The organism is Arthrobacter sp. NyZ413 (genome assembly GCF_049390645.1).
In the GTDB taxonomy this organism is placed as follows: Bacteria; Actinomycetota; Actinomycetes; order Actinomycetales; family Micrococcaceae; genus Arthrobacter.
Window position 1 is genome coordinate 3,372,936 of sequence record NZ_CP155434.1, and the last position, 14,554, is coordinate 3,387,489.

General features: G+C 64.6%; 15 protein-coding genes and 1 tRNA gene. 6 read left to right on the forward strand and 10 right to left on the reverse strand.

The window, feature by feature from the left end; translation table 11 throughout:
- Positions 1–44: 44 nt before the first annotated feature.
- Positions 45–117, reverse strand: a tRNA-Trp gene (locus ABCW42_RS15745).
- 304 nt (positions 118–421) lie between these two features.
- Between ABCW42_RS15745 and ABCW42_RS15750 the strand changes: the two genes are divergently transcribed.
- Positions 422–1,651, forward strand: coding sequence for a pyridoxal phosphate-dependent aminotransferase (locus ABCW42_RS15750; protein ID WP_423182070.1), 1,230 nt, complete (start codon positions 422–424; stop codon positions 1,649–1,651).
- A 148-nt stretch (positions 1,652–1,799) separates the two neighbouring features.
- Here ABCW42_RS15750 and ABCW42_RS15755 read toward each other — a convergent pair whose 3' ends face one another.
- Together ABCW42_RS15755 and ABCW42_RS15760 are read right to left on the reverse strand one after the other, a co-directional pair.
- Complete coding sequence (locus ABCW42_RS15755) at positions 1,800–2,465, reverse strand: LuxR C-terminal-related transcriptional regulator (RefSeq protein ID WP_423182071.1); 666 nt, start codon at positions 2,463–2,465, stop codon at positions 1,800–1,802.
- Positions 2,462–3,916, reverse strand: coding sequence for a PspC domain-containing protein (locus tag ABCW42_RS15760; protein WP_423182072.1), 1,455 nt, complete (start codon positions 3,914–3,916; stop codon positions 2,462–2,464). Before ABCW42_RS15760 ends, ABCW42_RS15755 begins: the two co-directional genes overlap by 4 nt.
- Before the next feature lie 125 nt (positions 3,917–4,041).
- On the opposite strand from ABCW42_RS15760, the gene ABCW42_RS15765 reads away from it, so the two are divergent.
- The 5 genes from ABCW42_RS15765 (at position 4,042) to ABCW42_RS15785 (ending at position 8,284) form a co-directional block, all read left to right on the forward strand.
- Positions 4,042–5,559 (forward strand): PspC domain-containing protein, encoded by a 1,518-nt coding sequence (locus ABCW42_RS15765; RefSeq protein WP_423182073.1) that lies wholly within the window; start codon positions 4,042–4,044, stop codon positions 5,557–5,559.
- A 1-nt stretch (position 5,560) separates the two neighbouring features.
- The gene (locus tag ABCW42_RS15770; protein WP_423182074.1) at positions 5,561–5,857 is read left to right on the forward strand and encodes a hypothetical protein; all 297 of its coding nucleotides are present in this window, start codon (positions 5,561–5,563) and stop codon (positions 5,855–5,857) included.
- A 48-nt stretch (positions 5,858–5,905) separates the two neighbouring features.
- Positions 5,906–6,160: a PspC domain-containing protein gene (locus ABCW42_RS15775; RefSeq protein WP_423182075.1), complete on the forward strand. Its 255-nt coding sequence runs from the start codon at positions 5,906–5,908 to the stop codon at positions 6,158–6,160.
- Positions 6,161–6,409: 249 nt separating this feature from the next.
- Complete coding sequence (locus ABCW42_RS15780; RefSeq protein ID WP_133202399.1) at positions 6,410–7,435, forward strand: 6-phosphofructokinase; 1,026 nt, start codon at positions 6,410–6,412, stop codon at positions 7,433–7,435.
- A 117-nt stretch (positions 7,436–7,552) separates the two neighbouring features.
- A complete protein-coding gene (locus ABCW42_RS15785) occupies positions 7,553–8,284 on the forward strand; it encodes a GNAT family N-acetyltransferase (RefSeq protein WP_423182076.1) in 732 nt (243 codons plus the stop codon).
- 64 nt (positions 8,285–8,348) lie between these two features.
- Here the strand turns inward: ABCW42_RS15785 and ABCW42_RS15790 are convergent, their stop codons facing one another.
- The 7 genes from ABCW42_RS15790 to ABCW42_RS15820 form a co-directional block, all read right to left on the reverse strand.
- Positions 8,349–9,905: a DHA2 family efflux MFS transporter permease subunit gene (locus ABCW42_RS15790; protein WP_423182077.1), complete on the reverse strand. Its 1,557-nt coding sequence runs from the start codon at positions 9,903–9,905 to the stop codon at positions 8,349–8,351.
- 48 nt (positions 9,906–9,953) lie between these two features.
- On the reverse strand, positions 9,954–10,514 hold the full coding sequence (locus ABCW42_RS15795; RefSeq protein ID WP_423182078.1) for a PadR family transcriptional regulator: 561 nt from the start codon (positions 10,512–10,514) through the stop codon (positions 9,954–9,956).
- Between the two features lie 144 nt (positions 10,515–10,658).
- Positions 10,659–11,072, reverse strand: a complete 414-nt coding sequence (locus tag ABCW42_RS15800) for an ankyrin repeat domain-containing protein (RefSeq protein WP_423182079.1) — start codon at positions 11,070–11,072, stop codon at positions 10,659–10,661.
- Positions 11,069–12,154, reverse strand: a complete 1,086-nt coding sequence (locus tag ABCW42_RS15805) for a YgfZ/GcvT domain-containing protein (RefSeq protein ID WP_423182080.1) — start codon at positions 12,152–12,154, stop codon at positions 11,069–11,071. The genes ABCW42_RS15800 and ABCW42_RS15805 overlap by 4 nt, the downstream gene beginning before the upstream one ends.
- Positions 12,155–12,176: 22 nt before the next feature.
- On the reverse strand, positions 12,177–12,899 hold the full coding sequence (locus tag ABCW42_RS15810) for a flavodoxin family protein (RefSeq protein WP_423182081.1): 723 nt from the start codon (positions 12,897–12,899) through the stop codon (positions 12,177–12,179).
- 55 nt (positions 12,900–12,954) lie between these two features.
- On the reverse strand, positions 12,955–13,554 hold the full coding sequence (locus ABCW42_RS15815; protein ID WP_423182082.1) for an FABP family protein: 600 nt from the start codon (positions 13,552–13,554) through the stop codon (positions 12,955–12,957).
- Positions 13,555–13,738: 184 nt separating this feature from the next.
- On the reverse strand, positions 13,739–14,473 hold the full coding sequence (locus tag ABCW42_RS15820; protein ID WP_423184917.1) for a permease: 735 nt from the start codon (positions 14,471–14,473) through the stop codon (positions 13,739–13,741).
- Positions 14,474–14,554: the final 81 nt, after the last annotated feature.

Consider the following 14,554-nt stretch of genomic DNA (forward strand, 5'->3'; position numbering starts at 1 on the left):
GGTTGCTGCGCTTGTTCAGGGGATAAACCCCGGAACAGCTTGCGCAGGGCAGACAGGACTCGAACCTGCAACCTGCGGTTTTGGAGACCGCTGCGCTACCAATTGCGCCACTACCCTATGGAACGAGCCCATATTTATTCGCGTTCCGGGCAGACCAAAGAACCCTCGACTCGAGAATCCCGGCCCAACCTGAGGCGCGAACCATTGTGATGTTTTTCAACACCGGTGAACCAGTCTACGCAACAACTTCGCGATAGTCGAACCGGGCCATTTTCGGAGTGTCCCGGCTGTCCGGTCCATGTGATCAGCCTCAACTGTCACTTTCCCGGTGTTAGCCCGATCGCTCCGCAGAACAGCATAAAGTAGATTCCGTCGAATCCCATCATCCAGCTCCTCAGCTGCCAGCGAAGAACGGTGCTAAATGTCTGCCGGAACACCTGCCGCCCGCATTTCACAGCGAATTTCCGCCATCGCCGAATCCGCCACCCTTGCCGTTGACGCCAAGGCGAAGGCCCTGAAGGCAGCGGGCCGCCCCGTGATCGGCTTCGGCGCAGGGGAACCCGACTTCCCGACCCCCGACTACATCGTCAAGGCCGCCGTCGAAGCCGCCGCCCAGCCCAAGTACCACCGTTACTCGCCCGCCGCCGGCCTTCCTGAACTCAAGCAGGCCATCGCGGACAAGACTTTCCGCGACTCCGGCTACAAGGTCGAGGCGTCCGAGGTTTTGGTCACCAACGGCGGCAAGCAGGCTGTCTACAACACGTTCGCAACCCTCGTTGATCCGGGCGACGAAGTAATCATTCCCACCCCGTTCTGGACGACGTACCCGGAAGCGATCCGCTTGGCCGGCGGCGTGCCGGTCGAGGTCTTCGCGGGTCCCGAACAGGGCTACCTCGTGACTGTCGAGCAGCTCGAAGCCGCCGTGACGGACAAGACGAAGATCCTCCTGTTCGTTTCCCCGTCCAACCCGACCGGCGCTGTCTACAGCGCCGAACAGGTCGCCGAGATCGGAAAATGGGCAGCGTCCAAGGGACTCTGGGTTGTCACGGACGAGATCTATGAGCACCTGACCTACGATGGCGTGCCCTTCACCTCGATCGCCACTGCCGCTCCGGAACTCGGCGACAAGGTGGTCATCCTGAACGGCGTGGCAAAGACCTACGCCATGACCGGATGGCGCGTCGGCTGGATGATCGGCCCGGCAGACGTCATCAAGGCTGCGACCAACCTCCAGTCCCACGCGACGTCAAACGTCTCCAACATCATGCAGATCGGTGCCCTTGCCGCCGTCTCCGGTCCGCTGACCGCCGTCGATGAGATGAAGGTAGCCTTCGACCGCCGCCGCAAGGCGATCGTCGCCGGGCTGAACGCCATCGAAGGCGTGGAATGCCCGACGCCGACCGGCGCCTTCTACGTGTACGCCGACGTCCGTGGGCTGCTGGGCAAGGAATTCCCGACCGCGAACGGTCCGATCCGTCCGTCTACCTCGGCAGAACTTGCCTCGCTGATCCTGGACGAGGTTGAAGTGGCCATCGTTCCCGGCGAAGCATTCGGCCCCTCGGGCTACGTGCGGCTGTCCTACGCTTTGGGCGACGAAGACCTCGCCGAAGGCGTCCGACGCCTCCAGGATTTCCTGGGCCAGGCCAAGTAGGCTCCCGGATCCAAAACGCCCGCGCACTGTCGATGGACGGTGCGCGGGCGTTTTGCCTTAAGGCACCAAAAGGTGAGCGAGCGTCTTGCCTTAAGGCACCAAAAGGTGAGCGGGCGTCGGGGAATTGAGATATATATCTGAGCGGGGGCTAGAGGAGGCGGCGTTCGGCGGCCCATTTCGTCAACTCGTGCCGGCTGGAAAGCTGCAGCTTACGGAGCACGGCGGAGACGTGGGTTTCAACGGTCTTGATGGAAATGAACAGTTCCTTGGCCACTTCCTTGTAGCTGTAGCCGCGGGCGATGAGGCGCATGACCTCGAGTTCCCTGGCGGAGAGGCGGTCCAGCTCGTCGTCGGCAATTTCCGCCGGTGCCGTTCCGAAGGCATCGAGCACAAATCCGGCTAAGCGGGGTGAGAAAACGGCGTCTCCGTCGGCGACGCGGACGACGGCGTCGGAGATCTCGGGGCCGGAAATCGTCTTGGTGACGTACCCGCGCGCACCCGCCCTAATGACGGCCACGACGTCTTCGGCGGCGTCGGACACGCTCAACGCAAGGAAGCGCGTGCTTGCCAACAACGGAGCCGAGGCGTTGATTACTTCGCGCCCGCCACCGCCCAGGCCGCCCGGCAAGTGCACGTCGAGGAGCACTACTTCCGGCCTGACGTCGGAAATGACGGCGATCGCTTGTTCCACCGTTCCGGCCTCGCCTGCGACGTCGATCCGGGAATCGAGGTCCGCCTTAAGTCCGGAACGGAAAATGGCGTGATCGTCGACGATCACAACGCGGACCGTTCGGGGTTCTTGCCCTGTGCTCATGCCTTGCCTTCTTCGTTTCGGTTTTCGGCTTTGTCGCCGTTCTCGGCGGGCAGCCGCAGCCGGACTTCGGTGCCATCGGAACTGCTGCTGATGGTTGCCGAGCCGCCGTGCCGCTTCATCCTGCCGATGATTGATTCCTTCACTCCAAGCCGGTCGTCCGGAACCGCTGCCATATCGAAGCCGGGGCCGCGGTCCCGCACGAAGACCTCGCTGCCGGCATCGGAACTCTCAAGGTAGACGGATACGGCTCCCCCGCCGTGCCTCGAGGCGTTGTGCATCGCTTCGCGAGCCGCCTGGACGAGGGCTTCGTGCCGGTCCGTCATCACCGCGTCACCGACGCTCACCACGTCGACCGCGTGCCCATGGGCGTCCTCCACTTCGGCCGCCGCCGCCGCGATTCGCTCGGCGAGCAGCCCGGAATCCTTTGCGTCATCGCGATACAGCCAAGTGCGAAGTTCCCGCTCCTGGGCCCGGGCAAGCCGCACCACATCCTGCTCGGAGCCGGCCCGTCGCTGAATGAGGGCGAGGGTCTGCAAGACGGAATCGTGCAAGTGGGCGGCGATCTCGGCACGTTCTGTCTCCCGGACCCGTGCCGAGCGCTCCGTTTCGAGGTCCTTCCAGAACTTGAGGCCCCAAGGCAGTAACACCAGCGCCACACCGCCAAGCACGGCGACCGACGCCAAAAGGGCGAGCCACATCTGTTCCCATGAACCGGATCCGGACACCATCACCAGCACTCCGGCGACCACGAGCGCGAGGCCGGCAGCCAGGCGGACCCACCCGCCGGCCTGGTCAGCCTTAGTCTTGTCCACGAGCCCGGCCCGGCGTGTCTCGTCAAGCTGCATCCACGCGATCGCCGCTCCCCCGAGGATTGCGGCCGCCGGGATCAGCGTACCCAGCGGAACATTGACGCCGAGCTGCCGGGCGATGAGGATGGCTGCCACAACGAGCAGAGCAGCGCCAAGCAGGATCTCCTTGCCGTACGGGATGCGCCGGAGGCTGAACCACGAAGGGATGACGGGGACCTGCTGGGCCGGCGCCAAAGGCGGCGCACCGGCGTCGGGAGCCACCGGGTGGGAAGCCACCGGGTGGGGAAAGGCCGCCGCGTACGGCGGGACGGCATTCGTTGTTCCGGCGGGGGTCGTCGCCCCCGAAACCGACGCGCCCGGAACCGATGCGCCCGGAACCGATGCGCCCAGGCTCACCGCGGGAGCAATGGGCGACGCCGGCCGGCGGGCGTTGCGGCGGGCGCTTTCGTCCGCGGTAGGCACCATCACCCACAACCATGCATAGAACGCCAACCCTGCGCCGCCAGCGAACGACGCGAGAACCATGCCGAGCCGGACATACTTCACCGGCACGCCCAAGTGTTCGGCCAGTCCGCTGCATACGCCCGCGATCATGCGGTCGCTGCTGCGGACCAGCGGCGGGCGTTGCGGAACTGTTGTCATGAATCCATCCAAACACGGATCAGGGGCTGCGGCGCCGGCAAGGGCGGCATCTCAGGGGGCCACTCAGGGAACGTTCAGGGTATCCCCCAATAGAGCCGATCCTCCGCGGACGGCAAGATCGAAGCATGAACTCGCACAGCATGAATCCAGAGGACCCGGAACGGCCTGCGGACCTTCCGCAGCAACCACATCCTGAAGATTCCAGCAACCAGGCCGACGCCGGCTCGACGGAAGAACCCGCGCAGCCCGGCACCGGCGCAGGAAGCCACACCGGCACAGGCGCACCAAGCTACGCAGCTCCCACCACATCGCAGAACTTCTTCGACTGGATCAGGAGCCAAGGCATCAGGCGCGGGCCGGACCGCTGGGTCGGCGGCGTTGCCAGCGGCATCGCACACCGGTTCGGCATCGATCCCCTCATTGTCCGCGGCATCTTCATTGTCCTGGCTCTCTTTGCCGGCATCGGGATCCTGCTCTACGGCCTTGCCTGGGCGTTCCTGCCCGAACCCGACGGCCGGATCCACGCCCAGGAAGCCTGGGCGGGCCGCTGGTCCGCAGGTATGACCGGCGCGCTGATCAGCACCATCATCGGACTGCCAGGCCTAGGCCACGGCTTCTGGGGATGGGGTTGGAACGGCCTTCCCGGGCTCTTCTGGACGCTGTTCTGGGTGGGTGGCGCCGCTTACCTGATCTACTTCCTCGTCCAGCGCAATAAGACCGGCCGTCGAGGCCGGAACGGAAGGCAAGCCATGGGAACACCGGATTATGCAACGGCCGCAGGTGCCGCCGGCACTGCAACGGGCACTACTCCAAGCAGCCCGTACGACGGCGCGGCGCAAAGTTTCGGTGCGGTACCGCCGTCGGGCACTGGCTACTCAAGCGCCTACAGCGCGAACCCCTATGGGTCGGGAGCCTATGGGACTGACGGCCCCTCGACGCCTTCGGGTCCCTTCAACCCGACGGGCTTCCACCCGGCAGGTGGCCAGCCCGCCCAGCCCCCACGACCGATGCGGCAGGGCCCCGGGGCGGCGATCGTCGCCGTCTCGCTAGGTGCGGCTTTGCTGGCCGGCGGCACGGTCAAGCTGCTCGACGCCGGCAATACCGTCCACCTCGGAGGCGCCACTGACGCTGTGGCCTGGGCTGTCGGCGCCGGAGTCCTCGGCCTTGGCATCCTGGTTGCCGGGCTTCGCGGCCGGACCTCGGGCCTTCTCGGTTTCCTGGCCGTCGTGGCCTTGGTGATCGGGGCAGTGTTCAACGTCGCTTCCAACGCAGGGCAGCACTTCCAGTTGCGGAATGCCCAATGGAGCCCCGTCAGCATCGACGACGCCAGCAAGGGATACAACATCACGGCGGGTGACGGGACTGTTGACCTGACGAAGCTGAACCTGTCCGCGCCGCTGGCCTCCGACGTCGTGGTTCCGATGGACGTGACCGCCAGCAACATCAAGCTCGTCATCCCGGCGAACGTGCCTGTGGAGCTGCAGGCCGACATGACTTTCGCGAACCTCAAGCAGGACGGCGGAGCCATCACCCAAAGCAGCGGCGGGACGCGCAACAGCTTCAACACGGACAAGCCCGGAGCGAAGCTGGTCATCAAACTCGACGGCACCTTCAGCAACGTCACTGTCCAGGAAGGAAACTGACATGAGCACGCACGAATCCACCTCGTCGTTCGACGCAGGACATGTGTCGTCGTTCGAGACAGGGCATGTACCGGCGGCATCGCGGGTGCGGGTAGGGACTGTGGTCTGGGGGCTGATCATCGTAGCCCTCGCGATCCTGAACATCATTTCCAACCTGGGGCTGGTGATCCTTGACGGAAACTACGTCCTGATCGGACTCATGATCGGAGCCGGCGCCGCGCTTGTCATCGGGGGCTTGATCTCCGCGCGTTCCCGGAAGTCCGGGGCGGGCTCGTCGTCCGGTGATTCAGCCCACTGACATCGCACCGCACGTGACAAAGCATCCACAACAGGGAAGGCTCTAGCCATGAACAAGTTCTTCAGCATCGTACGGAGCATAGGCCTGACGCGCGGTCCGCAGCGTTGGCTTGGAGGCGTCTGCGGAGGCATTGCCGCCAAATTCAACATTGACGTGGCGTACGTCCGGATCGGCTACCTCATCTTCTGCCTCTTGCCGGGACCAGCCATTGGGATTTACGTGGTTGCCTGGCTGCTGCTACCCAACCAGAACGGCACCATCGCCTTGGAATCGTTCCTGAACCAGCGTTCGCAGGGCACATAGCGCTCGACCAAACGACATCATCCAGCAGGCCGTGAAGGCCCACCGGCGCCCCACTTACTTGGTGGGGCGCCGGTTTTTTGCCGCGCGCAGGGCGGGGTCCGGGACCCGGTGATATTTCAATTGCGTTTCCGGACTCTCATCGCCGGAGGCAGTCATGGTTTGTGTCCTACCCCACATTGCCGCCTACAATCGTTGTGAGCTCAGCGTGGCGCTCCGCACGTATACCTCCTAGCCAGGATTTGAGCCCTCATGAAAATTGGAATCCTTACCAGCGGTGGCGACTGCCCCGGACTGAACGCCGTCATCCGCGGTGCCGTACTCAAAGGCATCGCGATCCACGGCCAGGAATTCGTCGGTTTCCGCGACGGATGGCGCGGAGTAGTGCAGGGCGACGTCATTCCCATCCCCCGGACCATGGTCCGCGGCATCGCCAAGCAGGGCGGCACCATCCTGGGTACCTCCCGCACCAACCCGTTCGAAAACGGCGGCGGCCCGGACGTCATCAAGGCCCACATGGAACGGCTCGGCATCGACGCCATTATCGCGATCGGCGGCGAAGGGACCCTCGCCGCGGCGAAGCGGCTCACCGACGCCGGACTGAAGATCGTCGGCGTGCCCAAGACCGTGGACAACGACCTCGACGCCACCGACTACACCTTCGGGTTCGACACCGCAGTACAGATCGCCACCGAGGCCATCGACCGGCTCCGCACCACGGGCGAATCGCACCACCGCTGCATGATCGCCGAAGTCATGGGCCGCCACGTCGGCTGGATCGCCCTGCACGCCGGCATGGCCTCCGGCGCCCACGCGATCCTCATCCCGGAACAAAAGGTCAGCATCGAACAAATCTCCAAATGGGTCCAGGAAGCCCACGACCGCGGCCGCGCACCCCTCGTGGTCGTAGCCGAAGGCTTCGTGCCGGACCACATGGAGGCGCCTCATTCCGAACGCGGCCTGGACACCTTCGGCCGCCCGCGCCTCGGCGGCATCGCCGACCAGTTGGCTCCGGAGATCGAGGCCCGCACCGGCATCGAAACCCGTGCCACGATCCTGGGACACATCCAACGCGGCGGCGTCCCCTCGGCCTTCGACCGGGTCCTCGCCACCCGCCTCGGCATGGCCGCCATCGATTCCGTGGTCGAAGGCCGGTGGGGAACCATGGTGGCCCTCAAAGGAACCGACATCGAGCACGTCGAATTCGACGCCGCCCTCGGCAAGCTCAAGACCGTCCCCCAGCACCGCTACGACGAAGCCGCCGTCCTGTTCGGCTAAGGCGGCGCCGCTCGCCTGGGCCGGCTTTACTGCCGTTTCAAACGCACCCCAAGGAGCAAGCAAGCACGCGATGTGCCTGCTTGCTCCTTCTTTTGCCGCACTGAATAGACTCGATGCATGGAACTTGAAGCGGGATCAGCCGAAATTGTGCTGTTGGCCTGGGCCCGTCATCTTGGATTCGACGACGAGGCCTTCAGTTTCGTCAGCGGATCGCTCGCCGCGCGCACCGGAGAGCGGCTGGTACGGGAGGACGACGAAGCCGAGTCCATCACGTTCGTCCGGCTCTTCGGCCGCTCCGCATTGGTGGCGCCGGCGTGGGCGGTGGCGGCCGCCGTCGACCTCCCGGACGATGAGCTGAGTGAACACTCAGCGCTCCTGAGGCTCAGCCGGGACCACGGCGGCCACGGCCTCGGGACGTCCGCGCTGCTCTTTGCCGACGACCTGCCGCTCTTCCAGCCCGGAGGAGAAGTCACGGTTTCCCACGGTCATCCCGAAGCGCTGGAACTCGAAGGCAAGTGCCCTCCGGACGATGTCAACGAAGTCCACCTCACACGGATGGACCACCATTTCACCGTGATGGACGGCAACGATTCGGAAAGCCAGCCGGTGGCATGCGCGGCGTACGCCGAATGGGAAGGGATCCTCGCGGACATGGGCGTCCTGGTGCCGCCGGAACTCCGCCGACAAGGATTGGGAACACTGGCCGCCTCGATTGCGGCCCACGAAGCGCTGGCCTCCGGGCTCACCCTTCAATGGCGGACGGCGTTGGACAACCGTGGATCGCTCGCGCTCGCCCGCCGCCTCGGATTCGTCGACGGCGGCATCCAGACTTCCGTCCTGCTCCGCTAAAGCGTGCAGGACGCAAAAGGCCGGCAGGCACCCCTTTAGGGTGGCTGCCGGCACTTCGCGCAAATCAGCGGTTCCGCTGGCCGCCGTCGCGCGATACGGCCTCGGGCTGGCCATCACCCGTACGCGCCTCTTCCTTGGAAGGCGCGGCACCCCAGCCCTGAACCACCTTCGGCTTGGCGTAGAACAGCGCCACGGCCGCACCCACCAGGATCGCGAAGGCGGGCAGCAAGACCGACTGGCTCATCGCCGTCGAGAAGCCCTCGTGCAGGAACGGAGGCAAGGCACCGGTGAAGCCGCTCTCGCCGGCCGGAGACGCACCGGGAGGCGCCGCGGGCAGCTCCACCGCGAGCCGGGCCTGGATCAGCGCGGCAATCGCGGCCGATCCCAGTACGGCACCGATCTGGCGCGTCGTATTGAAGACGCCGGAACCCGCGCCCGCTTGGCGCGGCGGGAGGTTGCGCGTGGTGGCGTTGGAGACCGGACCCCAGATGAAGCCGTTCGCCACGCCCTGGAGGGCGCTAGGCAACAAGAACATCCAGATGGCAGTATCCGGCTTCAGGAGGGACCCCGTCCAGAACAGCGCGCCGGACAAGCAGACAAGCCCGAAGGCGGCAAACCAGCGCGGATTGATCCGGTCGATCAAGCGTCCGACGACGGGTGCCAAGCCGCCGGAAATCACGGCCATCGGAATCATGAGCAATGCCGACTGCGTGGGCGTCAGGCCCCGGACTACTTGGTAGTAGAAAATGGTGGGCAAGGGGAAAGCGGTGATTGTGAAGCCTACCGACATGATGGTGGCGTTGCCCAGCGAGAAGTTGCGGTCCTTGAACAAACCCAAAGGCAGCAAGGGCTCGCCGCCCCGGCGTTCCAGCACCCATTGCCACACGACAAATACCGCAAGGACAACGAGGCCCGCGATGATCAAGCCCCACACGGAGATGGGTCCGGCCACGGTTCCCCACTTGTAGCTTTGCCCCTCTTGGATGCCGAACACCAGCAGGAACATCCCGGCGGCCGACAACAGCACGCCCAGGACGTCGAACTTGTGGCTGTGCGTGGTCAGCTTCGGCACGAGCCGGGTCACCAGGATGAATCCGACGATGCCGATCGGTACGTTGATGAAGAAGATCCACTGCCAGCCGAAGCCGTCAACCAGGACACCGCCAAGGATCGGTCCCACCAGGATCGCCATGCCCGCGGTGGCTCCCCAGAGGCCCATGGCAGCGCCACGACGGTCCGGCGGGAAGATACGAGTGATGACGGCCATTGTCTGCGGCGTCATCATGGCTGCGCCGATGCCCTGGATCACACGGGCGGTGATCAACGTGCCGATGTCGCCCGAGAGCCCGCACCACAATGACGCGAGCGTGAAGACAACCAGGCCGATCAGGTAAAGGTTTTTCGGTCCGAAACGGTCGCCAAGCCGCCCGGTGATCAGCAGCGGCACTGCATAGGCGAGGAGGTAGGCGCTCGTCACCCAAATGACGGCGTTGATGTCAGTGTGCAGGCCCTCCATGATCCGCGGGTTGGCCACGGAGACGATGGTGGTGTCGATCAGGATCATGAAGAACCCGACCACGAGGGACCATAGTGCGGGCCACGGTTTAGTGACGTTTTCCATGGGATTCCTTTGACTGTTTTCTTGCGGGATGGGGAGCCGGATGGCTGGTTACCATGGGAGCTGCCCGCTGCGGAGCTCGTCCTGGAAGCCGCGGATCCAATCAATTTCGGTCCGCAGCATGGATTGCTGGTACTTGACGTCGAGCCAGAACCTGCGTTCAATGCCCCGCTCGACGACCGACTCCTCACCGCGGTGCAGGAAGTCGAGTTGCTGCTCGAGGCTCGCCACGCGCTGGTCGAGGAGTTCAACCACGACGCCGGATGGCAGGTTGTGTGCCTCGGCGATCGCGTGCGGGAAGCTGGGGTATTCGTTCACGGGTTCGGCGAGCATGCTCCGGAGGCGCTCGGTCAAGGCCTCCCGGCCAGTCCCCGTGATCCGGTAGGTAGTGCGCTCGGGCCGGTTGCCTGCCCTGTCGATTCCCGCGGCTTCCACCAAGCCAGCCTCTTCAAGCCTTCCCACTGCGTGGTACAGCGTTCCCGGCCGGACTTTGACCAATCGGTCTTCCTGCCGTGCCATCAGGAGCTGGTACATCTCGTAAGGATGCATTGGCGCTTCGACGAGGAGGGCGAGCGCGGCGACACCGAGTGGGGTCAACGAAACTTTCGCCATCACTCCTCCATCCGAATTATTCCATCTCAACTATTCCACATGGAATAATCGGCGACAAGTTTGCCCGGTTCCGACGATTCCCTGCACATTCGACGCTTACGAACACCTAGCGCGCCGGGAACCGTCGAAACGGAGCCCGGAAGCCTACCCGAGCAATTCGAGAATGTCCGTGCGGGCAAACATCCGGGCGGCCTCGCGCGCTGTGGGGCTGCCGGCGTCGGGATCCGCCCCGGCGTCGATCAGGACGCGGGCCACCTCGCTGTAGCCCTTGAAGACGGCTCCGGCCAACGGCGTCTGGCCCCGATCGTTGGCCGCGTTCGTATCGGCACCGTGGTGGAGCAGCAGCTGAACGGTTTCCGCGTGGCCGTGATAAGCGGCCAGCATGAGGAGCGAATCCCCGGCGGCATTGGTCATTCGGGCAGGCGCGCCGGCATTGAGGTAGCTGCGAAGCAGTTCGGAATTACCTTCCCGGGCGGCGTCGAACAGGGTGTGCGCCAGGGCAATGGCTTCGTCATCCTCGCTCATGGTCTCGGCATCGGCGCCGTTGGTCTCGCTCATCGGTGGGGTCCCTTCAGGAATCCGGTCTGGCGCCCCACGACCTGTCCGGCGTCGGGCGCAACGATTACTTCCTGGGCAGCGGGGTAAGGTTCATCGCCATCCAGGACGGTCAGCACTTCACCGGGGTCGACAGACCGCTTGATGAGCGCCAATCCTACCGGCCCCATTTCGAAGTGCTGGGCCACAGATGTCAGGGTACCCACCTTGCGTTCCCCGGCAAATACGGAGCTTCCGGCCGCAGGAAGCGTGTGCTGCGATCCGTCCAGTTGGAGGAAGACGAGCCGGCGGGGCGGGTGTCCTAAGTTGTGGACGCGGGCGATGGTTTCCTGGCCTTTGTAGCAGCCTTTGGCGAGATGCACCGAGGTCCGCAGGAGATCGAGCTCGTGCGGGATGGTCTTCTCGTCCGTTTCCGCCCCGAAGCGCGGCCGCCACGCCGCAATGCGGAGCGCGTCGGCGGCCATCGATCCTGCAAGGGCCATCCCCTCTACGGCGGACTCAAGCTCGGCGGCCGGAATGAGGTACTCGAACCACGGCCGCTCCAGGCCCGGGTGCGAGTCTTCGCTGACCAGGCTGTAGGAGTATCCCCCGGCCCCGATATGCGGCCAGGGGTCCTCCCACACGAGGCGCCCGGACCACGCGTCAACCGCCTTGGTGGAGCCGACGACCGCCCAATCCGCCGAGACATCCGCCACTTCGACCCGCAGCATGAACTTCATCTTGGTAAGCCACTCGGCCAGCGGCGCCGCCTCGGCCGCCTCCACGAGCAACCACGTCGTCTCGCCGTCGTCCACAACACGGGCGTCGAATTCGATGCGCCCTTGGATGGTGAGGAGCAACAGTTCACTCGAGGTGCCCGGCTGGAGGTTGGTGACCTGCTGTGAAGACAGTGTGTTGAGCCAACTGAGGCGGTCCGGTCCGGCAACCGTCACCACACCCCGGTAGGAAAGGTCGACGACGGCGGTACCAGCGGCGAGTGCGCGCTGCTCACGGAGGGGCTCCCCGTAGTGGGCCGCGACGCCGGAATCCTCGCCGCCGCCTTCGACGGCTCCAGGGCGCGACAATAGTGGGCTCTTGTAAGTCATATGTAGTAGAAGTCCTTGGGGCTCAGCGGTATTCCGGGTTTTCGAAATCGAAGCGGGTACCGGCTTTCCATTCATCCGGGAGGTTGCCGTAAGCGGGAATGCCTCCGGCGTCCTTGAGCATCCGGGCGAAGTGCAGCAGGTTCCAGGTCATGAAGGTGGCATTCCGGTTGGTGAAGTCGCTCTCCGGGCCGCCGGATCCTTCATCGAGGTAGCTCGGGCCGGGGCCGACCGGTCCGATCCAGCCCGCATCGGCCTGGGGCGGGATGGTGAAGCCCACATGCTGCAAGCTGTACAGGACGTTCATGGCGCAATGCTTGATTCCGTCTTCGTTACCGGTGATCAGGCAGCCGCCGACCTTCGGGTAGAAAGCCCACTGGCCCTTGCTGTTGAGTTGCCCGGAGTGGGCGTAGAGCCGCTCAATGAGTTTCTTGGTCTGGGAAGAATTGTCACCCAGCCAGATGGGCCCGGCCACCACCACGATGTCGGCTTCCTGGACCGCCGGATACAGTTCCGGCCACTCGTCCGAGGCCCAGCCATGTTCGCGCATGTCCGGATACACCCCGGCCGCAATATCGTGGTCCACGGTCCGGATGAGGCGCGTGCTGACGCCTTGTTTTTCCATGATCCGCCGGCTGATGGCGATGACGCCGTCCGTATTGCTCACTTGCGGGGACGGCTTGAGCGTGCCGTTGAAGAAAACGGCTTTGAGGTCGTCGTAGCTGGCAGGTTTTGCTGCTTCGTTCACTTGCTGCTCCTCGGTTCGAGCTGCGGAACCGGGCGATCAGCGAGGTTGCGTACCCCTACGAGACCCTGTTCAGAAAAGCCGAAGCATGGGCCTCGAGCGACTTACCCGGTGTGGACACATCCCAGCGCCACAATAGATTGCCGTCTACGAGGCCGAAGATGCGTGTGGCGGCAGTGTATTCCTTGGAGTGGCCACCGCGCATCACCATGTCGGTGCTCATCTGGATTTGCGGGCCCTTGATCTGCCCGTAATACAGCTCGCTGATCCCACCGGGATGCGCGATGGACACCGAGATATCGAATCCGCCTTCCGCATTGCGGAGGGCTTCGACGTCGTCGGCGGTCTTCATCACGGGGACGATCTCTGCCGGCGTGAGGCCGGGACCGCCGTCGGCGTCGAGCATTTTGCGCTCCAAGGCCCAAAAGCCGGTTTCCACCGTCAAGGGCCGCAGCTTGGTGCCGTGCTCGTCGCTGAGCCAGCTTTCCGCGCGGTACTCCAGGTATGGCAGGCCGTGGTGGGTAAAGGAGACGTGCTGGATGAAATGCTCCGAGTCTTCCTCGCCGGTCCCAAGCCGTCCCCGGCCTTCCCACTCACCAATGAGCCAGGAAAGCGGTACCAGTTCGGGGGTCAGGTCGGTGGGAATTTCGATGGGCACGGCATTTACCTCAGTGGAACAAGGGGCGGGACGGGAACGAAGAGTGCCTCGGCGCTACTTCTGGCCCCGGAAGAGACGGTAGACAACAAAGCCGGCGAACCACGCCATCGAGAGGCCGGCGATGGTCAGGAGGACAAGGAAGAAGATTTCATATGCAAGAACGGACATGATGCCATCCTAACCGTTAGTAGATGAGTAGTTTGTCGATGAAGTAGGACAAGGCGCCCACCGCCCACACGGGAGCGACGCCCATGCCCAGGACCGCGGCGAAATTCAGCCGGCCGAGCCGCAGCGTGACCATCCGCCGGAAACTGACCAGGACGGAACCGACCACCACGCCGAAGACGATGGCCGGCACGATGGAAATGTCGGAAAAGACAAGTCCCGCGAGTGGCGCCACCAATCCTGCCGCGACGATGCCCAAGGGCGCCACCACCCGGTCCGGCCAGCGGAGCAGTCCCGCGAGCAAGGCGACAGCGGCACTGAGGCCCGCCACCAGCACCATTTCCTTGATGCCGTTGAACCGCGCCCCGGCAATCCAGCCCGCGCCGAGGCAGCTCAAGAGCACGCCGGCGCAGCTTCCAAGGGTCGACTCGAGCCTTTGGGCCTGGCCCGTACCCCGGATCAACTGGACCACGAAGACAGCCACGACCCCTGCGCCGATGAAGGCCGGAGTCGCGTCAAGGAATCCGGGCGGCGGGACGAAGGCGGAAGCGACGGCGGAGCCCGCCCCGCTCAAGCCGATGACCGTGGCGAGCGTCTTCTTCGCGGGGACGGCCAGGAAGTGGGGCCATCCCACCCCGACGGCGGCAGCGGCGAGGACCCCGATGGCCACCATTACTGCAGGCGGACCGTAGGTACCGGCCACGATGACCGCGAGCGCCACGAGGCCGACGACCCCGATGCTCCAAGACTTCACAGTGTCCCTGACTTTTCGTTCCAACATCAACATGCCTTTGGCCTCTTGCCAATCCTGCCCTATGTGGCTCAAATATGTCGC

What these genes read in the sequence shown, in the direction of transcription:
- ABCW42_RS15750 (WP_423182070.1), top strand. Translation starts at nt 422, where the DNA reads ATGTCTGCCGGAACACCTGCCGCCCGCATTTCACAGCGAATTTCCGCC.
- ABCW42_RS15755 (WP_423182071.1), bottom strand. Translation starts at nt 2,465, where the DNA reads ATGAGCACAGGGCAAGAACCCCGAACGGTCCGCGTTGTGATCGTCGAC.
- ABCW42_RS15760 (WP_423182072.1), bottom strand. Translation starts at nt 3,916, where the DNA reads ATGACAACAGTTCCGCAACGCCCGCCGCTGGTCCGCAGCAGCGACCGC.
- ABCW42_RS15765 (WP_423182073.1), top strand. Translation starts at nt 4,042, where the DNA reads ATGAACTCGCACAGCATGAATCCAGAGGACCCGGAACGGCCTGCGGAC.
- ABCW42_RS15770 (WP_423182074.1), top strand. Translation starts at nt 5,561, where the DNA reads ATGAGCACGCACGAATCCACCTCGTCGTTCGACGCAGGACATGTGTCG.
- ABCW42_RS15775 (WP_423182075.1), top strand. Translation starts at nt 5,906, where the DNA reads ATGAACAAGTTCTTCAGCATCGTACGGAGCATAGGCCTGACGCGCGGT.
- ABCW42_RS15780 (WP_133202399.1), top strand. Translation starts at nt 6,410, where the DNA reads ATGAAAATTGGAATCCTTACCAGCGGTGGCGACTGCCCCGGACTGAAC.
- ABCW42_RS15785 (WP_423182076.1), top strand. Translation starts at nt 7,553, where the DNA reads ATGGAACTTGAAGCGGGATCAGCCGAAATTGTGCTGTTGGCCTGGGCC.
- ABCW42_RS15790 (WP_423182077.1), bottom strand. Translation starts at nt 9,905, where the DNA reads ATGGAAAACGTCACTAAACCGTGGCCCGCACTATGGTCCCTCGTGGTC.
- ABCW42_RS15795 (WP_423182078.1), bottom strand. Translation starts at nt 10,514, where the DNA reads ATGGCGAAAGTTTCGTTGACCCCACTCGGTGTCGCCGCGCTCGCCCTC.
- ABCW42_RS15800 (WP_423182079.1), bottom strand. Translation starts at nt 11,072, where the DNA reads ATGAGCGAGACCAACGGCGCCGATGCCGAGACCATGAGCGAGGATGAC.
- ABCW42_RS15805 (WP_423182080.1), bottom strand. Translation starts at nt 12,154, where the DNA reads ATGACTTACAAGAGCCCACTATTGTCGCGCCCTGGAGCCGTCGAAGGC.